The 18,044-nt window shown below is 68.6% G+C and carries 19 protein-coding genes; 14 read left to right on the forward strand and 5 right to left on the reverse strand.

The features are described 5' to 3' along the window. Window positions 1–4 precede the first annotated feature (4 nt). Window positions 5–973, reverse strand: a complete 969-nt coding sequence (locus RN51_RS02340) for a hypothetical protein (protein ID WP_045262441.1) — start codon at window positions 971–973, stop codon at window positions 5–7. Window positions 974–1,007: 34 nt separating this feature from the next. Between RN51_RS02340 and RN51_RS02345 the strand changes: the two genes are divergently transcribed. The 4 genes from RN51_RS02345 (at window position 1,008) to RN51_RS02360 (ending at window position 3,743) form a co-directional block, all read left to right on the forward strand. After that, window positions 1,008–1,661: a Pr6Pr family membrane protein gene (locus RN51_RS02345; RefSeq protein WP_045262442.1), complete on the forward strand. Its 654-nt coding sequence runs from the start codon at window positions 1,008–1,010 to the stop codon at window positions 1,659–1,661. 86 nt (window positions 1,662–1,747) lie between these two features. Further along, on the forward strand, window positions 1,748–2,761 hold the full coding sequence (locus RN51_RS02350; RefSeq protein WP_045262443.1) for a hypothetical protein: 1,014 nt from the start codon (window positions 1,748–1,750) through the stop codon (window positions 2,759–2,761). Further along, window positions 2,758–3,363 carry a GNAT family N-acetyltransferase gene (locus RN51_RS02355; protein WP_045262444.1) on the forward strand — a complete coding sequence of 202 codons (606 nt, stop codon included), beginning with the start codon at window positions 2,758–2,760 and terminating at the stop codon, window positions 3,361–3,363. The genes RN51_RS02350 and RN51_RS02355 overlap by 4 nt, the downstream gene beginning before the upstream one ends. Before the next feature lie 23 nt (window positions 3,364–3,386). Further along, window positions 3,387–3,743 carry a hypothetical protein gene (locus RN51_RS02360; RefSeq protein WP_231579191.1) on the forward strand — a complete coding sequence of 119 codons (357 nt, stop codon included), beginning with the start codon at window positions 3,387–3,389 and terminating at the stop codon, window positions 3,741–3,743. 6 nt (window positions 3,744–3,749) lie between these two features. Here the strand turns inward: RN51_RS02360 and RN51_RS02365 are convergent, their stop codons facing one another. After that, entirely contained in the window at window positions 3,750–4,340 is a 591-nt protein-coding gene (locus tag RN51_RS02365) for an Lrp/AsnC family transcriptional regulator (RefSeq protein WP_045262446.1), read from the reverse strand. Window positions 4,341–4,490: 150 nt separating this feature from the next. Between RN51_RS02365 and RN51_RS02370 the strand changes: the two genes are divergently transcribed. From RN51_RS02370 to RN51_RS02390, 5 genes are read left to right on the forward strand one after another with little or no spacing between them, the layout of a single operon-like run. Then, window positions 4,491–6,071 (forward strand): ABC transporter substrate-binding protein, encoded by a 1,581-nt coding sequence (locus tag RN51_RS02370; protein WP_045262447.1) that lies wholly within the window; start codon window positions 4,491–4,493, stop codon window positions 6,069–6,071. 11 nt (window positions 6,072–6,082) lie between these two features. Then, complete coding sequence (locus tag RN51_RS02375) at window positions 6,083–7,144, forward strand: ABC transporter permease (protein WP_045262448.1); 1,062 nt, start codon at window positions 6,083–6,085, stop codon at window positions 7,142–7,144. Beyond that, window positions 7,141–8,052, forward strand: a complete 912-nt coding sequence (locus RN51_RS02380; RefSeq protein ID WP_045262449.1) for an ABC transporter permease — start codon at window positions 7,141–7,143, stop codon at window positions 8,050–8,052. Before RN51_RS02375 ends, RN51_RS02380 begins: the two co-directional genes overlap by 4 nt. Continuing rightward, window positions 8,049–8,858 (forward strand): ABC transporter ATP-binding protein, encoded by an 810-nt coding sequence (locus RN51_RS02385; RefSeq protein WP_045262450.1) that lies wholly within the window; start codon window positions 8,049–8,051, stop codon window positions 8,856–8,858. Before RN51_RS02380 ends, RN51_RS02385 begins: the two co-directional genes overlap by 4 nt. Next, window positions 8,851–9,690 carry an ABC transporter ATP-binding protein gene (locus RN51_RS02390; protein ID WP_045262451.1) on the forward strand — a complete coding sequence of 280 codons (840 nt, stop codon included), beginning with the start codon at window positions 8,851–8,853 and terminating at the stop codon, window positions 9,688–9,690. Before RN51_RS02385 ends, RN51_RS02390 begins: the two co-directional genes overlap by 8 nt. A gap of 182 nt (window positions 9,691–9,872) precedes the next feature. Here RN51_RS02390 and RN51_RS02395 read toward each other — a convergent pair whose 3' ends face one another. Further along, window positions 9,873–10,475, reverse strand: a complete 603-nt coding sequence (locus tag RN51_RS02395; RefSeq protein WP_045262452.1) for a hypothetical protein — start codon at window positions 10,473–10,475, stop codon at window positions 9,873–9,875. A 358-nt stretch (window positions 10,476–10,833) separates the two neighbouring features. Here RN51_RS02395 and rpsF point away from each other — a divergent pair, with 358 nt between their 5' ends. The 4 genes from rpsF to rplI are packed head-to-tail and all read left to right on the forward strand — an operon-like array spanning window position 10,834 to window position 12,495. Next, window positions 10,834–11,202 (forward strand): 30S ribosomal protein S6, encoded by a 369-nt coding sequence (rpsF, locus tag RN51_RS02400; RefSeq protein ID WP_021201450.1) that lies wholly within the window; start codon window positions 10,834–10,836, stop codon window positions 11,200–11,202. Window positions 11,203–11,207: 5 nt separating this feature from the next. Then, window positions 11,208–11,720, forward strand: coding sequence for a single-stranded DNA-binding protein (locus RN51_RS02405; protein ID WP_045262453.1), 513 nt, complete (start codon window positions 11,208–11,210; stop codon window positions 11,718–11,720). A 56-nt stretch (window positions 11,721–11,776) separates the two neighbouring features. Continuing rightward, complete coding sequence (rpsR, locus tag RN51_RS02410; protein ID WP_017829850.1) at window positions 11,777–12,031, forward strand: 30S ribosomal protein S18; 255 nt, start codon at window positions 11,777–11,779, stop codon at window positions 12,029–12,031. Window positions 12,032–12,042: 11 nt separating this feature from the next. Continuing rightward, window positions 12,043–12,495, forward strand: coding sequence for a 50S ribosomal protein L9 (gene rplI / locus RN51_RS02415; RefSeq protein WP_045262454.1), 453 nt, complete (start codon window positions 12,043–12,045; stop codon window positions 12,493–12,495). A 71-nt stretch (window positions 12,496–12,566) separates the two neighbouring features. Here the strand turns inward: rplI and RN51_RS02420 are convergent, their stop codons facing one another. Then, window positions 12,567–13,265 (reverse strand): helix-turn-helix transcriptional regulator, encoded by a 699-nt coding sequence (locus tag RN51_RS02420; RefSeq protein WP_045262455.1) that lies wholly within the window; start codon window positions 13,263–13,265, stop codon window positions 12,567–12,569. Window positions 13,266–13,338: 73 nt separating this feature from the next. On the opposite strand from RN51_RS02420, the gene RN51_RS02425 reads away from it, so the two are divergent. After that, window positions 13,339–14,079: an alpha/beta fold hydrolase gene (locus RN51_RS02425; RefSeq protein ID WP_045262456.1), complete on the forward strand. Its 741-nt coding sequence runs from the start codon at window positions 13,339–13,341 to the stop codon at window positions 14,077–14,079. Between the two features lie 13 nt (window positions 14,080–14,092). On the opposite strand, the gene RN51_RS02430 is transcribed toward RN51_RS02425, so the two are convergent. Continuing rightward, entirely contained in the window at window positions 14,093–17,689 is a 3,597-nt protein-coding gene (locus RN51_RS02430) for an efflux RND transporter permease subunit (protein ID WP_045262457.1), read from the reverse strand. Window positions 17,690–18,044: the final 355 nt, after the last annotated feature.

The following is an 18,044-nucleotide window of genomic DNA, read 5'->3' on the forward strand; positions in this document are numbered from 1 at the left end:
GCGCTCAGCTGTTCACCGTGTCGGCACCCCAGGTGAGGTCGGCGTCTTCCGGGATCGGGAGCGCCTCCAACTGCTCGTCGGCGCAGAGCGCCTCGATCAGCGCGGGGGAGCCCGCCACGATCGTGGAGTCGAAATCGACCTCGCTGACCATCACCCAGGAGCGGTCTTCGGGCCAGAGCAGGCTCGGGCTCTGTGCCGAGGGTGGGAACCCGTGCTCCTCGGCGGGGCGATCGCGCCAGGGCACGTGCAGCACCCACTCCGGATCGGCGAAAGCGCGCGGGGGTGCGGAGAACAGCACGTGGTCGCGGCCCGGCAGTGCGAACCGCGGGCCTTCGGAGATCTCCCGCGACAGGATGCCCTCCTGCCAGGTGGGTCTGCGGAAGACGTTGTTGAACGGGTCGTGCGCGCTGCGATCGAGCATCGCCTGGTGGTTCGGGTCGTCCGAGAAGGTCAGGAACGACCGCGAGGGGGCGATGCCGAAGAAGCCCAGCAGTCCTCCACGTCCTTCCCACAGCGCCGCGAAGCCCGAGTCGGGCGTCTGGGTGTGGTCGACGAGGTGGGCGGCGATGGCTGCCAGGTGCGCGGGTTCCAGCTCGCCCTCCATCGGGGCGGTGAACTCGCGACCGTCGGGGGCCGTCCTCGTGCGCCAGTCGCTCTCGGGCGGGGTGCGCACCAGTCGTCGCCATTGCGCGAGCGGATGCAGCACCGTCCCGAACGCCGCTGCCGTCTCCGCCCACGAGACCCGCTCATCGACGAACCCGGCCATGAGCGCGTTCTGCTCCGACTCGGGCATGCGCACCAGCTGTTCAGCCGTCGGAACCGCTCGTCCGGGCAGCGATCTGACGATGGCGGGATGGAAGATGCGCGCGTACGCCGGATACCCCCGGGGAACCACTCCGTGCATGGTCTCGTAGCCGGCGTCGAGCCGCTCGCGCAGCCATGTCCCCGCCGAGGGATCGGACATCCACTCCATGCCACCACGCTACCGGCCCCCATAGTCTTGAGCGGTGGAGAACGAGACCGTCGGCCCGGCGATCACCCGCGTGCGAGCGATCGTCCGCATCGTGACGGGAGCCGCAGTCGTCGCTGTCCTCCTGTACGCATATGCCCTGCGCATCGCCGTCGCCGACGGGAACCCGTTCGACTACTTCGGCTACTTCACGAATCAGACCAGCATGATCGCGGCACTCGTGCTGATCGGTGCCGGAGTGCTCGGGGCGAGAGGCCGACCGGTTCCGTCGTGGGTCGTGCTGCTGCGCGGCATCACGACCACCTACCTGATCGTCGTCGCCGTGATCTACAACGTGCTCGTCCCCGGCACGGGCTCGGCGCCGCCGTGGGTGAGTGTGCTGCTGCACGTCGTCTTCCCCCTCCTCGTCGCGCTCGACTGGCTGCTCGTCGGCGACCGCCACCCGCTGCCCTGGCGACTCCTCTGGACGCTCCTGCCGTATCCGCTGATCTGGCTGGTCGTGGTCCTGATGCGCGGAGCCACGGATGGCTGGGTGCCCTACGGCTTCCTGCTCCCCGAGCGGGGCCCGGTGTCGCTGATCCTCCACATCCTCGGCCTGCTTGTCGTCATCGTGCTCGCGGGCGTCGCGGTGTGGTCGGCGAGTCGATTCCGCGGCGTGTGGATGAGGGAGAGCGCGTCCTCGCCCCACTGAGCCGCATGCCCGTGTGGCTCTTCCCGAACTGCCCACTACGGTAGGAGTCGCGTCACGCGGGGTGACCGTCATGGGGAGAGGTCGAAATGCTGAATCAGGCGGAAGCGGTCTCTGGTGAACGGGTGTTCCGCAGGAACCCGCTGCGCTCAGTCGTCGGAGCGATCCTGCTCTCCGCGGCACTGTCCGCGGCGACGCTCTTCGTGCTGCCGAAGTTCCTGCCGGGCACAATGAACATCTCCACCCGTGGCGTGGTGGTGCTCGTGGTGGTGATCGCCCTGACGGTCGCGGTGTTCGCCGGGTTCTTCTGGTTCCGCAACATCCGGATCGTCGTGCGCCCCGATGCGGTCGAGATCGGCAAGGCGGGCAGCCGCGAGACGTTCGCGCGTGCGTCGACGCAGTTCCGTTCCAAGATCACCGAGCATCGGACCAACGGACTCCCGAGCGGCACGACGCGCGCCCTGATCGTGCAGACGGGCGGCCGTGAGATCACGATCGAGCTGCCGGGGTACTCGCGGACGATGTTCAATGAGCTCATGGCGACCCTGAACCCGATCGCGCTGCCCGTCTTCGAGGATCCGGTCGCTGCGGCGCGCGCGGTGTCGCAGCTGCCGACGCAGTTCACCGTCGACGGCACCGGCGAGCGGCGCCTCGCCGCCCGGGTCACGATCGCCGCGGTCGTCTTCCTCGTGATCGCGGTCGGTGTGGGCCTGCTCGCCGCGGTTCCCGGATTCCTCGACGGCGAGCTCTCCGCCCTCATCCTGCTCGCGCCGTTCGCCGCGCTCGCCGCCGTCGGTTTCGGGATCGGAGCGCTGCAGCGCCGACGCGTGGTGCGGTCGATCCCTACGCAGGTCTCCGTCGGTGTCCAGGGCATCCGGATCGACGACGTCGACACCCCGTACGCGCACCTCGATCGCATCTGGCTCACTCCGCCCGCCTACCCGGTCAGAAGGCTTCGGCTGCAGCGCACCGGTGGCCGGACCACCACCCACCTGTTGGCGTCCTCCCGCGTGGAGATCGAGCCGGAGTACAACGACCTGCTGTTCGTGGTGCGTGCCAGGACCGCCCAGCTGCCCGGTCTGCTCTCCTTGGACCTCGAGTGACGACCGGGCCCGCGGTACCGTCGGTCGGGCATGACCCCGAGTACCCGATCGTCACGGAGCGCCTGTTCCTCCGCCCGATCGAACCCTCCGACGCCGTCGCGATGCACGCGTACAAGTCGAACCCGGAAGTCGTGCGCTACGTGCCGTACGCGCCACTGGAGCTCGCCGACGTCGAGGGGCGCATCGGCACGACCTGGTCGAACACGCGACTCGCTGCCGAGGGCGATGCCGTGTGTCTTGCGGTCGAGGAGCGCCGGACGGGATCGCTCATCGGAGACGTGGTGCTGTTCTGGCGCAGCGAGACCGACCGATCCGGCGAGGTCGGATACATCTTCGACCCGCGGGCCGCGGGGCGAGGCTACGCGACCGAGGCGGTCCGCGCCCTGCTCGCCCTCGGCTTCGACGGCCTCGGCCTGCACCGCATCGTCGCGCGGATCGACGAGCGCAACACGTCGTCCGCTCGAGTGGCCGAGAGGCTCGGATTCCGCCGCGAGGCACGGCTGGTGGAGAGCGAGTGGTTCAAGGGCGAATGGGCGACGCTGCTCGTCTACGCCCTGCTCGAGCACGAGTGGCGCGAGCACTCCGCGGCGACCGACGCCTGACGGCATCCTCCATAATCGAGGATGTGACTGCGACTGCAACCCTTCCCTCCCTCGACGGCCGCCGATTCCGGATGGTGTCCTCCACGACCTCGGCGGTCGACCCGAAATCCCCGAGCATCTTCGAGTACTTCGAGCGCGACGGCGCGATCTGGGGCGGGTACGAGGGCGACACGGTCACCTTCGGCAAGTTCGTCGGCACCCGCACGGGCGACACGATCTGGGTGTCGTTCGTCCATGTGCTCAAGAGTGACGGCACGGTCGTGACGGGCGACGGAGAGAGCGAGCTGGAGCTGACCGACGACGGCGGCATCCGTCTCGTGGAGCACTACGAGATGCACGGTCTGCCGCAGCTGAGCGTGTGCGAGGAGATCTCGGCCTGACGCGGGTCAGCGCGGCGGGAGCGTGTCACGCCCCGGGGAGGCCGGCGTCCATCGCGTCATGCCGAGGGGTGCGGTGACACTGCTGCGCTCCGGCAGGTCGCCCGGCAGCAGGTAGGGGCGGCGGATGACCTCGTCGAGCACGACCACGCTGACCACCGTGCGCACCTCGGGCAGCTGGGCGATCACCCCGGTGGAGAACTCGTGCACGCCGCTGACGTCGACGGCGCGGATGAGCAGCATCGCATCGTGCTCGCCCGTCGTGATGGCGCACCACTCGACATCCGGCATCTCGGTCACGCGCTCGCGGAACGAGGCCCATGCCTGTGGCATCACCGTGACGAACACGAGCGCCCCGATCGAGAGGCCGGCCTTCGCCTGATCCACGCGGGCACTGAAGCCGGTGATCACCCCGTCGTGCACGAGCGATTCGACGCGCGTGTAGGCGTTCGCGCGCGAGATGCCGACCTTGTCGGCGAGGGCGGCGATCGAGACACGACCGTTATCACGGAGTACTTCGAGGATTCTGTACGCCGTCTCGTCCAAGGGTGCGGCACTTCGTCCAGAATGCTTCGACTCTTCCGCATTCTTGCTGGACATATTGTTACCCACAATCGAGGTTCTGGACAGAGCGTGCCGAGGTGACCCGCTCTTGCTGGACACATCGTCGCATATGATGCGAATCTGATCCACGGTCGTCCACATCGGTGGCGGCTCACCCGAATGTACTCCTCGCCCTTGGAGGCCCTCATGTCGTCACGCCGTATCACGCCGGTCATCGCGCTCGGAGCCGTCGCGCTCCTCGCGCTCGCAGGTTGCTCGGGAGGGAACTCGGCGAACAACGGCGACTCCTCGCAGGGCTCCGACTCGCTCGTCATCGACACCGCATTCTCGATCGAGACGGCCGACCCGGGTCACACCTACGACCCGACCGGCAACATGATCGCCAAGGCGCTCTACGAGACCCTCGTCGACTTCAAGGGCTCCGACGTCTCCACCCCGATCCCGGGCCTCGCGTCGTGGGAGCAGAACGACGAGGCGACCGAGTTCACCTTCACCCTCGAAGGCGACCGCGTCTTCTCCGACGGCTCGCCCATCGAGGCGAAGGACGTCGTGTTCTCGCTGCAGCGCATCCAGGGCATGGAAGACGCCAAGCCCAACTTCCTCCTCGGCGGCCTCACCATCACCGAGGTCGACGACAAGACGATCCAGTTCACGTCCGAGACCCCGCTGCTGCAGCTTCCCGCGATCCTCGCGAACCCGGCGCTCGGCATCGTCAACTCCGACGTCGTGATCGAGAACGGCGGCGCGATCGACGGCACCGACTCGGCCCAGAAGTTCCTCGACGGCGAGTCTGCAGGTTCCGGCCCGTTCGTGCTCGACACGCTCGACCTCAGCTCGCAGGTCGTGCTCAAGAGCAACGCCGAGTACAACGGTGACGAGCAGTCGGCGTACTCCCGCGTCGTCGTGCGCAACGTCTCCGAGAGCGCGACGCAGCTCGCCAACCTCAAGGGCGGCGACTCGATGGTCGCGATGGACCTGAACGGCGACCAGGTCGCGGGTCTCGGCGACGACATCACCGTCGACTCGGTTCCTTCCGGTCAGACCATCTTCCTGCTGCTGAACCAGGGCACGGCGGGCGGCGACCTGGCGAACGTCAAGATCGCCGAGGCCATCCGCTACGCGCTCGACTACGACTCGCTGCTGGAGCTGGCCGGTGCCGGCTCCGTCCAGGCGACCGGCGTCATCCCTCCCGGCTTCGAGGGTGCACTCGACAGCGGCGTGAAGCAGGACCTCACCAAGGCCAAGGCGGCACTCGCCGAGGCCGGATACACGGGCCAGACGCTCAAGCTGCAGTTCCCGAACGACTACCCGGTCGGCGGCGTGGAGTTCACCCCGCTCGCCGAGCGTGTGCAGGCGCAGCTCGAAGACGCCGGCATCACGGTCGACCTCGCTCCCGCGCCGTTCGCGACCGAACTCGACGCCTACGTCAACGGAACCGAGGGCTTCGGCCTGTGGTTCTGGGGTCCGGACTACGCCGACTCCGCGAACTTCCTGCCGTTTGCGCCCGGTCTGAAGGTCGGCCTCCGTGCCGGCTGGGCCGCTGACGCCAACCCGGAGATCGCGGGCATCGCCGCTGGTGCCGCCGCCGCGACCGATCCCGAGCAGCGCACGTCCGCGTTCACCGCGTTCGCCGAGGCGATGCAGGCCGAGGGTCCCTTCGTCCCGCTCATCGTCCCCGGCCGCAACATCTCCGCCGACAGCGTGAAGGGCGCCGTGTACAACTCCGTGTGGGAGATGGACATCGCCGAGATCACGCCCGCCGGCTGATCGGACGACTCATGACGACAGTGGCCGTGCAGAGGCAGGCGCAGCGGCGCCGCTCGCCTCTCGTCGGATACCTGCTGCGGCGGGCCGGCACCTCCCTGCTCCTGTTGGTGGGCGTGACGATCGTCACGTTCGCGCTCACCAACCTGGTGCCGGGAGACCCGGTCTCGGCCGCGCTCGGTGAGGGCGCGTCGCAGAACCCCGCGACGCGGGACGCGTTCATCAAGGAGCACGGTCTCGACCAGCCACTGTTCGTGCAGTACTTCATCTATATGGGGAACCTGCTCCGCGGGGACCTCGGCACGTCGCTGGTGACCGGACGCCCGGTCACCAGCGACCTCGCCACCGCCGTTCCCGCGACGATCGAGATCGCGATCGGCGCGATCATCGTCAGTCTCGCGGTCAGCATCGTGCTCGGCACCCTGGCTGCCTACCGCCGCGGCCTCGTCACCGACCAGGTCATCCGCGTCGTCACGCTCGTCGGGCTCAGCGTCCCGACCTTCTGGCTCGCGCTGGTCAGCTTCTACGTGTTCTTCCTGGAGCTGCGCATCGCCCCGGGCTCCGGACGCATCTCGCCGTCGATCACCCCGCCGCCGCGCGTGACCGGGCTGTACACGGTCGACTACCTCCTCAACGGAGACGCGGTCGGCTTCTTCGACGCCCTCGCGCACCTCGCTCTTCCGGTCATGGTGCTCTCGCTCGTGACCATCGGGCTGCTGACCCGCTTCATCCGCACCTCGGTGCTCGAGGTCCTCGGCAGCGACTACGTGCGCGCGGCCCGGGCCAAGGGACTCCCCGCTATGCGCGTCATCCTCGACTACGTGCTGCGCGGAGCATCGCTCCCGATCCTCACGGTTGTCGGCGTCGCGTTCGGTGCCCTGCTCTCCGGAACCGTGCTCGTCGAGTCGGTGTTCGCCTGGCCGGGGCTGGGCACGTACGCCTACAACTCCGCCGCGAACCTCGACCTGCCCGGCATCATGGGCGTCGGTCTCGTGGTCGGCGTCATCTACCTCCTCATCAACTTCATCGTCGATCTGCTCTACGGCGTGCTCGACCCGAGAGTGAGGATCGCATGAGCCGCATCGCCGCAGCGACCCCTGCCGGACGCTTCCGTTTCCGCTGGCCGCGTGCCTGGCGCACCCCGCTCGGCATCATCGGCACCGCCATCGCCGGGGCCTGGATCATCGTCGCCTTCACCGCGCAGTGGTGGGTGCCGTATCCGCCGAACGCGCAGGTGCTCCCTCGCCTGCAGGCGCCGGGCATCGACACGCTCCTCGGCACCGACGGCAACGGCCGCGACATCTTCTCGCGACTCATGACCGGGGCCACCGTGAGCCTGCCGCTCGCGCTCATGCTCGTGATCGCCGCCATGATCATCGGCACGCTCATCGGCGCGCTCGCCGGATACTTCGGCGGCTGGGTCGACGAGACCCTCATGCGCATCACCGATCTGTTCATGGCGTTCCCGACCGTGATCCTCGCCATGGTGGTCGCCGCCTCGCTCGGGCCGTCGCTGTTCAACGCGGTGATCGCGGCGATCGTGGTCTCGTGGCCGCAGTACGCTCGCGTCACGCGCAGCATCGTCCTGGGCCTGCGCGGCCAGAACTATGTGATCGCCGGTCGCCTGCTCGGTCACTCGCCGGCGCGCACGCTGTTCGTCGACATCCTCCCGAACATCGCCGGCCCGGTTCTGGTGCTCGCGACGCTCGACATCGGTGCGGCGATCCTGCTCCTCTCCGGACTCTCCTTCCTCGGACTGGGCGCCCAGCCGCCGACCGCCGAGTGGGGGTCGATGATCTCCGGCGCGATGCAGAACTTCGACGCCTGGTGGCTCGGAGTCTTCCCCGGCCTCGCGATCCTCACGGTGGTGCTGGCGTTCAACTTCCTCGGAGACGCGATGCGCGACGTGCTCGACCCCACCGCCGAGATCACGCACGAGAAGGCTGCGGATCACAAGGCATCGGCGACGGGAGTGGCCGCATGAGCGCCTCGTCCCTCCGCATCCGCGACCTGACGATCGACATCGGACGACCGCTCGTGAAGGGCGTCTCGCTCGAGCTCGAGGCCGGCCGCATCCACGGCCTCGCCGGGGAGTCCGGCTCGGGAAAGACTCTCACCTCGCTCGCCGTGCTCGGGCTGCTGCCGCGTCAGGCACGCGTCGGTGGATCGATCCTGCTCGCGGGCGAAGAGCTGGTCGGCCGGAAGCGCCGCTCCCTCAACACGGTGCGCGGCAAGCGGATCGCCATGGTGTTCCAGGATCCGTCGGCGTCGCTGCACCCGCAGCTGCCCGTCGGTCGTCAACTCACCGACCACATGCGCGTGCATCTCGGACTCAAGGGTGCGGCGGCACGGGCACGCGCCGTCGAACTGCTCGAGACCGTGCAGGTGCCCAATCCGACGGAGGCGCTGAAGCGCTACCCGCACCAGTTCTCCGGCGGACAGCGGCAGCGCATCGCGATCGCCTGCGCCCTGGCCTGCGATCCGGAGGTGCTGCTGGCGGACGAGCCCACCACGGCGCTGGACGTGACCGTGCAGGCGGGGATCCTCCAGCTGCTCCGCGACCTGGCGACGGAGCGCGATCTCGCCGTGCTGCTCGTGACCCACGACCTGGGCGTGATGAGCGCGATCGCCGATCGGGTGGCCGTCATGAAGGACGGCCGGATCGTGGAGCTCGCCGATCGCGAGGCGCTGTTCCGCGACCCGCAGCACGAGTACACCCGCATGCTGCTCGCGGCCCTCCCGGGGTCGCGCATCGACGAGGCACCGGAAGGGCAGGCCGCAGATGAGTGAGGTCGCAGTCCTCGACGCGCAGGACGTCGTCGTTCGGTACCCGGGCAACCCGCCGGTGATCGCCGTGAACGGTGTGTCGATCCGTGTGGCTGCGGGCGAGACCGTCGCCCTCGTCGGCGAGTCGGGCAGCGGCAAGTCCAGCCTCGCCCGTGCCGTGGTCGGCATCGAGAAGACCGCCGCGGGGACCGTGCGGTTCCGTGATGCCCCGGTATCGCCGCTCGGCATCCGCCGTCGCTCGATCGCGCTGACCGGCATCCAGATGGTGTTCCAGGACCCGGCGACCTCGCTGAATCCGCGGCGCCGGGTCGGCGACCAGATCGCCGACGGCATCGCCACCGCCAAGGCGCGGGGTGCCGAGGGTTCGACCGTCGAGGAATGGCTCGAGCGCGTCGGGCTGCCGACGAACGTGAGCACGCGCTTCCCGCACCAGTTCTCCGGCGGGCAGAAGCAGCGCATCGCGATCGCCAGGGCCCTGGCCGCGCGGCCTTCGCTGCTCGTGGCCGATGAGCCGATCTCGGCGCTCGACGCCTCCACCCAGACGAGCGTCGCGGGCCTGATGCGCGATCTGGTGGCCGAGTCGGGCGCGGGCATGCTGTTCATCTCGCACGACCTGGCAGTGGTACGCCGCATCGCCGACCGCACGTTCGTGATGTTCGGTGGCCGCGTGCTGGAGTCGGGTCCGACGGATCAGCTCTGGGCCGCGCCGAGGCATCCCTATACACAGGCGCTCCTCGCGGCGATCCCCGAGCCAGACGGAGCCGGACGCATCCCCGCCGCCCCCACGGTCGACGACCGCACCGTGTGGGCGGAGATCCCCCCGGTCAGCTACTGACCCGCGTCCTCCTGCCCTGTCCTGCCCTGTCCTGCCCTGCCCTGCCCTGCCCTGCCGAAACGGAGACGACCCCTCCCGCCAGCGGAGTGTCGAGGTGCGACACTCCGCGCTGAGAAGGGATCGTCTCCGTTTTCGCCGGCGGCCCTGCGGATGCGGCCCTGCGGATGCAGAGAGCGCGGATGTCAGAGTGGTGCGACGATGTCCTGCTTCACGTCCCACTCGGTGACTTCCTGGATGCTCTCGATCTTCTGGCCCTCGACCTCGGTGGAGGCGTTGGCGGCGAGCACCGCGTAATCGCTCGTGACCTCGAAGACCATCGCGACGCTGGTGCCCTGCCCCTCCGAGGTGCCGGTGAGAAGGAACACGTCCTGGCCCAGACGCGTGCCCTTGCCGGTGACGGTGTACTCGCCGGACAGCGTGTCGGCCACGCCCATCGGGTCGGACGCGTCGACGGCCTTCGCGGCCGTGCTGAGCGTGCTGATCTCCTGGTCGGTCGAGTTCTCGTCGGCGACCTGCCACTCGCCCGTCGCGGACTTGACCCACGCGTCATCGCCGATCACGATGACCGACCCGAACGTGGTGGTGGTCTCGACCGCGTCGTCGGCCGGGTTGTATCGCGTGGTCGATTCCATGCCCAGGGTCGTCATCTTCGCGGAGAAGCCGGCGGTGTCGGCCATCGCGGCCGTGACGCACTCCGCGAGGGTGGCGCCGTCGATCGTCGTGCCCTCCTTCAACTCGGGGCAGTCCGTCTGCGGTGCTTCCGCCTCCTGCGAGGCTCCCGGCACTGGGCTTCTTCTCGGCGGTCGAGTCCGATCCGCTTCCGGTGCATCCGGTGAGCAGCACGGCGGCGGCGAGCACGACGCCGACCCCCCATTTGTTGACGCGCATCGCGTCCCCCCTCTGGTCGAACGCCCGATGACCGTCATCGGGCACTCTTTCCAGCATGTCAAACACCCCAGACGTTCCCGTCACCACCGACCGCTGTGTCGGGGTCTTGTTCGCGGCCGCAGCGCTCTTCCGCTAGACTGTCGAGGTTGTCTGCCTTGCGGCGTCCATTCGGGATTCCACGGGCGGGCACGTGCACACACCCTCCTGCTCCCGGGAAATTCCCGAGAGCCGTTCTAGTCCGAAGGAGGTGGGTAAGTGACGCACCAGTACGAACTCATGGTCATTCTGACCCCCGAGATCGACGAGCGCCAGGTCGCACCTACGCTCGACAAGTTCCTGAAGGTCATCACCAACGATGGTGGCTCTATCGAGAACGTCGACATCTGGGGCAAGCGCCGTCTCGCCTACGAGATCCAGAAGAAGACCGAGGGCATCTACGCCGTCGTCAACTTCACCGCGACCAGCGCCGCCACGCAGGAGCTCGACCGTCAGCTGAAGCTGAACGAGCAGATCATGCGCACCAAGGTGCTCCGCGCTGAAGAGGCTCAGGCGATGATCGCTTCCGAAGCCAAGCGCTCCGAAGAGAAGGCTGCCCGCAAGGCCGCCAAGGCTGCGAAGGCCTAAGTCTCATGGCCGGCGAAACCGTCATCACCGTGGTGGGAAACCTCACGGCCGACCCCGAGCTGCGCTACACGCAGAACGGGCTGCCGGTGGCGAACTTCACCATCGCATCGACGCCTCGGAACTTCGACCGTGCCGCGAATGAGTGGAAGGACGGCGACGCGCTGTTCCTCCGTGCATCCGTCTGGCGCGAGTTCGCCGAGCACGTGGCGGGTTCGCTGACGAAGGGCATGCGCGTCATCGCGCAGGGCCGTCTGCGTCAGCGCTCCTACCAGGACCGCGAGGGCAACCAGCGCACCGCGATCGAGCTGGAGGTCGACGAGATCGGCCCCTCGCTCCGGTACGCGACCGCGCAGGTCACCCGTGCGGCCTCGACCGGCGGTGCCGGCGGCGGTGGCGGTGGACAGTCGCGCCCCGCGCAGCAGCAGGTGTCGGAGGAGCCGTGGTCCACGCCCGGTTCGTCGACCAGCGCGGATGCCTGGAGCACTCCGGGCAGCTTCGGCGACGACACCCCGTTCTGAACAACTTCTGGATCCGGCCCGCACGGCCGGCATCCGCTCATCACTAAGGAAAAACTATGGCTGGAAAGTCGAGCGGCGACCGCCGCAAGCCGCGGAAGGGTGGCAAGCCCACCGCTCCCGCGAAGTCCATCCGGGTCGGTGTCATCGATTACAAGGATGTCGCCACCCTCCGCAAGTTCGTCTCGGAGCGCGGCAAGATCCGCGCCCGTCGTATCACCGGTGTCTCGGTGCAGGAGCAGCGTCTGATCGCCACGGCGATCAAGAACGCGCGCGAAATGGCGCTCCTGCCCTACGCTGGCGCCGGCCGGTAAGGGGTATCGAGATGGCAAAGCTGATTCTCACGAACGAGGTCGCCGGGCTCGGTAGCGCCGGTGACGTGGTCGAGGTCAAGAACGGGTACGCCCGCAACTTCCTCATCCCGCAGGGCTTCGCTACGGCGTGGACCCGCGGTGGCGAAAAGCAGGTCGCATCGATCCAGGCCGCGCGTCAGGCACGCGCGATCCACGATCGTGACGACGCTGTCGCGCTGAAGAACGCTCTCGAGGGCACCAAGGTGCGCCTCACGGTCAAGGCCGGCAAGGAGGGTCGTCTCTTCGGCTCCGTCAAGACCGACCACGTCGCGGATGCAGTCGCAGCCGCCGGCCTGGGTTCGATCGACAAGCGCAAGGTGCACATCCCGTCGCCCATCAAGGTGACCGGTGAGCACGAGGCGACCGTGCGTCTGCACGACGATGTCACCGCAGTCATCACGCTGCAGGTCATCGCCGCCAAGTAAGGCACGTCGAGAAAGCCCCCTGTCCTTCGGGACAGGGGGCTTTCTGCATGTTCGGCGGTGAGGTACGCCTCTCAGAGATCGCGGCCGTGGACGGGCCTGGCGTTCGCCGGGGGAGCTCCGACCTCGTCGACGGTGTGGCCGGTGCAGGCCGCTGCCGTCACGCTGGCCCGCTCGACGCGCGAGACGGTGAACCACCGCATGGCATCGCGCAGCCGACACCAGCCGACCAGGTACCACCGCCCGCCTGTGGAGGCGAACAGCACGGGTTCGACGTCTCGGGTGGTCGTGAGGCCGTCTCCAGAGGTGTAGCGGATACGCACCACGCGCTGCTCGGACATCGCCTCCTCCAGCGCTGACCGGACCGCGCGCGACGGGGAGGGGGATGCGTCGACCCAGACGCGGTCGGCGAGGGCCTCGGCTGCGGCACGGGTGCGAGGGTCGAGGACGTCGATGATCTTGCTCACGCCTGCTGTGGCCAGATCGCCATACGGTGCATCCGGGCTCGCTGCCACGGCTGCCATCAGCGCCACTGCCTGCGCAGGGGACAAGCTGACGGGAGGCAGGGATGCGCCGGCCGCCAGTCCGTATCCCCCGCCAGGGCCGGGCCGTGACCACAGAGGCGCACCGCTGCGGCCGAGGGCTGCCAGGTCGCGTTTGACCGTGCGCACGGAGACCTCGAACTCCCGCGCCAGACGCTCTGCCGATACGCCCCGTGATCCGCTGCGACGCAGCATCTCGGAGAGGGCGTGAAGTCGCTCCATGCGCTTCATCGGGCAGCCGCGATCGAATTCATGACATAGATAGTGACACACACCTGCCAGCCGCGCGGACCAGGCTGGTCTCATGACACACACGACGAGCACCCCGACCATCCTCTTCATCGCCGGACACTGGCTGGGGGCGTGGGCCTGGGATGAGGTCCTCCGGCAGCTGAACGGTGATGGCCCTCGCGCGGTCGCGATGACGCTGCCCGGACTCGATGCGGACGACCCCGACCGTGCGTCGAGGACCCTCGATGACCAGGCCGACGCGATCCGCGCACAGTTCGAGCGCCTCGGTGTCTCGGAGGACGAGCGCGCGATCATCGTCGCGCACAGCGGCGCGAACGCTCCGGTGAGCCTGGTCCTCGATCGGCATCCTGAGCTGGTCGCACGCGTCGTCTGGGTCGACTCGGGACCGGTCGCGTCCGAAACCGTCTTCGCTCCCGACCTGCCGGAGGATGTGCAGGATCTTCCGCTGCCGCCATTCGACGTGCTGAGGCAGCAGGCGAGCCTGGAAGGCCTGAGCCCGCAGATGCTCGATCGCTTCCGAGAACGGGCCGTCCCCGAGCCCGGGCCGGTGCTGCGTCAGCCCGTCGAGCTCGTGGACGAGTCCCGCCTCTCGGTTCCGACCACACTCGTGTGCTGCTCGATCCCGAGTGAACAGCTGCGGGAACTGGCCGGAGCAGGACACCCGATGTTCGCCGAGGTCGCCCGCCTGACGGATGTCGAGATGGTCGACCTCCCGACCGGCCACTGGCCCATGTGGAGTCGGCCGGGCGACATCGCAGAGCTGGTCCGGGCGGCGGCTGCCCGGACCAGCTGATCGAGTCGGAGCGCTACTCGCGCTCGGCTGCGACCTCGAAGATGTCGGTCGGCGTCTCGGCTGCCGCGGCACGTCGCTCCTCGCGCCGGGCCCGTCGCTCCGCGCGCTTCGCGATCCGGCGGTCCCGGCGGCGCTCCACCAGCGTGTAGAGGATGGGTACCAGCACGAGGGTGAGCAGGGTCGAGGACACGAGCCCGCCGATCACGACGATCGCCAGAGGCTTCGAGATGAACACCCCGCCACCCGTCAACCCGAGCGACATCGGGATCAGGGCGAACACCGTGGCTGCCGCCGTCATCAGGATCGGACGAAGTCGCAGACGTGTGCCGTGCTCCACGGCGTCGTCGAGGCTCGCGCCCGCACCCCGAAGCCGGTTCACCAGGTCCATGAGCACGATCGCGTTCGTCACGACGATTCCGATGAGCATCAGCAGACCGATCAGAGCGGGCAGGCCCATCGGCGTGCCGGTGAGGAGCAGTCCGAGGATCGCACCGGTCGCCGCGAACGGGATCGAGATGAGCAGCACGAGAGGGCCGCGGAAGTTGCGGAACGTCGCCACCATCACCAGCAGCACGAGCACGATCGCGCCGAGCATCGCCAGACCGAGCTGGCCGAACGCCTCGTCCTGCTGCGCGGAGGCACCGCCCTGCTGGAAGGTGACTCCCGCCGGGAGGTCGGTCTCGGCGATGGCCTTGTCGATGGCCCGTCCGGCGGCGGAGAGGCCGCCCTTCTCCGGCGTCACCGTGAGGATGACCTGGCGCTCGCCGTCGGCACGGGTGATGGTCGGAGCCGTGAGCTCTTCCTCGACCGTGGCGATCGCGGCGAGCGGGATCGCGGTGCCGGTGACCTCGCTGGCTGCCTTCTGTTCGGCCTCGGCGGCCTCGGCTTCTGCCTGCTGAGTCGCGGCGTCGGTGCGGCTCTGACGCAGGGCCTTGATCTGCTCGTCGGCCGCCTTGATCCCGGACTGTGCGCCCTCGATCGCACCCTGGAGCGCCGCGAGCTGTTCTGCGCGCTCGGTCTGCGCCTTGAGCATTGCCTCATCATCGGGACTCAGCGGATCCGCCGGCACGATGGGTGCTGCCGACAGCTCGGCCAATTGCCGGTTCAAGGCACCGATCTGGCTCGCCATCTCGGCACGCTGCTTCGTGGCCGTGTTGATCTGCGAGTTGAGCTCGTTCTCGGCCTTGACCTTGGCCTCGTTCGCCTTGGCGTCAGCCTTGGCCTGAAGGGCATCCGCTGCCGCCTTCTGCGCTTCGGCGGTCTGCTGAGGTGTGACCGGAAGCATGATCTCGCCGAGCTTGTCGGCCGTGCGTGCCGAACCTGGTGTGCGCACGACGATGTCCCGCTCCTGGCCCTCGTACATGAGGGTGCCGACCGTGGTTCCGGAGAGCGCCTCCTGGACGGCCTTGGCGATCATGGTGCGGTCGAATCCGAGGCGCGTGGCCAGCCGCTCGTCGACCTTCACGCGCAGCACCGGCTGTTCACCGGACAGCTCGCTCTTCACGGAGCGCACTCCGTCGGCGTCGGCCAGCTGCTTCTCGAGCAGGTCGCTCGCCGTCCGCAGCGCGGTGGGGTCGTTGCCCTGGATCTGGAGGGCGATGCCGTCACTCGCTCCCGCCAGGGAGGCATCCTGCGCGGCGAGCTCGATCTCTCCGCTGTCGGGCAGCCCGTCGAGGGCCTTCTGCACCTGTGCTTCGACATCCGCGACCTCGGCGCCGTCCTTCACGCGCAGGTCGTAGGTGATCGATGTCGGCGTGCCGGGGGTGGGCACCGGGATCGACGTGGTGATGTCGGCGATGCCCTCGATCTTCCCGAGCGTCTTCTCGACCGGCTCGGCGGCGGCGACCAGATCGGCCGTGGCCTCCTTCGGCGGCGTCTGCACGACCTGGAGGCTCGCCTGACCGGACGAACCCAGGAAGTCCGTCTGGATGAACGGGAGCATGCCCAGGGTCACGACGAGCAGCAGCGCGGAGGCGACGAGGGTGATCGCCGGGTGCCGACGTGTCGCGTTCAGGGCGGGCATGAAGGTGCGCTGCAGGCGGTCCGGAGCGGAGTGGATCTCGTCGAGCTCCGAGGGGATCTCACCCTCGACCGACTGCGCCACGGGGGGCTGCGCCTCCTCGGCGGGAGACGTCTTGTGCCGCGGTGCCTTGTTCAGGAACCAGGATGCGAGCACGGGCACGATGGTGAGCGACACCACGAGCGAGGCGAGCAGGGCGATCGAGACGGTCACCGCGAACGGGCGGAACAGCTGACCGGCGATGCCGGAGACGAACGCGATCGGAAGGAACACGGCGACGGTGGTGAGTGTCGATGCGGTGATGGCGCCGGCGACCTGTCGCACGGACGCGACGATGCCGTCGATCGTGAGCGGGCCGTCGCCGCGTCGTCGGGAGATGTTCTCGATCACGACGATGGAGTCGTCCACGACGCGTCCGATCGCGATCGTGAGCGCCCCGAGCGTCAGGATGTTGAGAGTGTTGCCGCTCCACCACAGACCCACCAGCGTGATCAGCAGCGACAGCGGGATCGACACGGCCGCGATGACCGTCGAGCGCCATGAGCGCAGGAACGCGAGGATCACGAGCACGGCGAAGAGGAGCCCGAGACCACCTTCCACCGAGAGGTCGTGGATCGACTGCTCGATGTAGGGCGCCTGGTCGAAGATGGTGACGAACTCGGCGTCGAGGATCGGAGCCAGTCGGTCGAGCTCGGCGTTCACACCGTGCGAGATGTCGACCACGTTGGCACCCTGTGACGGGATGACCTGGAGCGTGAGAGAGGGCTTGCCGTTGACGCGCGAGATGGTCTGCGCGGGCACGGTCTCGATCGAGACGTCGGCGAAGTCGGACACGGCGACCGCGCCGTCGGGGGTGGGGACGGAGAGGGTCTGGATGTCCTCCAGGGTCGCCAGCCGGGACCCGACGGTGATGGAGAGCGGGCCGTCGGCGGAATCCGCCTGACCGGCGGGGAGCGCGGCGCCGTGGGCCTCCAGGATCGGTCCCAGTGTGGAGGGCTCGACCTTGAGGCGCGTGACGTCTGCAGGTCGGAGGTCGATCGTGATGCGCTGCGTCTCCTGACCGGCGAGCGTGACGTCGCGCACCCCCGAGACGCTCTTCAGTGCGGGGACGACGGTCTGCTGCAGGGCGTCGCCGAACGCCTCCTGGTCACCGCCGCTTCCCGCGCTCAGCATCATCGCCGGCAGGTCGCCGGCACCCCCCGAGGCCACGTTGACCTCGGTGCCGGAGGGGAAACCGGGCTTCAGGGCTTCCGCCGCACTGCGGATGGTGCGCAGCGTCTCCTCATCGTCTTCGCCGAAGGTCCACTCGACGAGGACCTGCGCATCGCCGGTCGCCGTCGTCGAGGTGACGCTGGTGACACCGGGGACGGCGCGGACCGCCTGCTCCAGCGGCTCCGTGATGGTGCTCGCCATCTCTTCGGGGGCGAGGCCCTGCGACTGAGCCGAGATGAACGCCATGGGCGCCTGCAGCGACGGCATCAGCTCCTGCTTGAGCGAGTTCATCGATATCAACCCGAGGGCGACGATCGCGAGCGTCGTGAGGGCGAGGATGAGGCGGTTCTTGAGGCTGCTGCGGGTGAGGAACGACATGGCGCGATGGCGTGCTTTCGTGTGAGGCGCGACGGACGAGCAGACGGACGCGCGGCGGGTGCTGCCGGCGGGCAGCCGCCAGTCGTCGGGCCGTACCGGTTCCCGCCCGGTTCCCGCACAGATCGAAGAGAGGCGACTGCGCAGCGGCGACACGGTCGATGCTTCGAGCCTGCCGGGTCGGCGGCGCCGGGACATCCCCCCGAGGGTTGATAGCGGTCCTCCCGCGGGACGATGATCGGTCGGGAACAGCGCCCCGTCTGGGGAGCGCGGTTGCGGGAGCGTATGCGCTTCTGCATACGCTCCCGCAACATCGACTGCGCTTGGCTCGGATGCATGACTGCACTCCCGCTGAACT

The organism is Microbacterium oxydans (assembly GCF_000956405.1).
Taxonomy (GTDB): Bacteria; Actinomycetota; Actinomycetes; order Actinomycetales; family Microbacteriaceae; genus Microbacterium; species Microbacterium oxydans_C.

Bases quoted from the DNA above. Each gene is read 5' to 3' on its own strand.
- RN51_RS02340 (WP_045262441.1), bottom strand. From the start codon at position 973: ATGGAGTGGATGTCCGATCCCTCGGCGGGGACATGGCTGCGCGAGCGG.
- RN51_RS02350 (WP_045262443.1), top strand. From the start codon at position 1,748: ATGCTGAATCAGGCGGAAGCGGTCTCTGGTGAACGGGTGTTCCGCAGG.
- RN51_RS02365 (WP_045262446.1), bottom strand. From the start codon at position 4,340: ATGTCCAGCAAGAATGCGGAAGAGTCGAAGCATTCTGGACGAAGTGCC.
- RN51_RS02370 (WP_045262447.1), top strand. From the start codon at position 4,491: ATGTCGTCACGCCGTATCACGCCGGTCATCGCGCTCGGAGCCGTCGCG.
- RN51_RS02375 (WP_045262448.1), top strand. From the start codon at position 6,083: ATGACGACAGTGGCCGTGCAGAGGCAGGCGCAGCGGCGCCGCTCGCCT.
- RN51_RS02380 (WP_045262449.1), top strand. From the start codon at position 7,141: ATGAGCCGCATCGCCGCAGCGACCCCTGCCGGACGCTTCCGTTTCCGC.
- RN51_RS02385 (WP_045262450.1), top strand. From the start codon at position 8,049: ATGAGCGCCTCGTCCCTCCGCATCCGCGACCTGACGATCGACATCGGA.
- RN51_RS02390 (WP_045262451.1), top strand. From the start codon at position 8,851: ATGAGTGAGGTCGCAGTCCTCGACGCGCAGGACGTCGTCGTTCGGTAC.
- RN51_RS02405 (WP_045262453.1), top strand. From the start codon at position 11,208: ATGGCCGGCGAAACCGTCATCACCGTGGTGGGAAACCTCACGGCCGAC.
- rpsR (WP_017829850.1), top strand. From the start codon at position 11,777: ATGGCTGGAAAGTCGAGCGGCGACCGCCGCAAGCCGCGGAAGGGTGGC.
- rplI (WP_045262454.1), top strand. From the start codon at position 12,043: ATGGCAAAGCTGATTCTCACGAACGAGGTCGCCGGGCTCGGTAGCGCC.
- RN51_RS02420 (WP_045262455.1), bottom strand. From the start codon at position 13,265: ATGAAGCGCATGGAGCGACTTCACGCCCTCTCCGAGATGCTGCGTCGC.
- RN51_RS02425 (WP_045262456.1), top strand. From the start codon at position 13,339: ATGACACACACGACGAGCACCCCGACCATCCTCTTCATCGCCGGACAC.
- RN51_RS02430 (WP_045262457.1), bottom strand. From the start codon at position 17,689: ATGTCGTTCCTCACCCGCAGCAGCCTCAAGAACCGCCTCATCCTCGCC.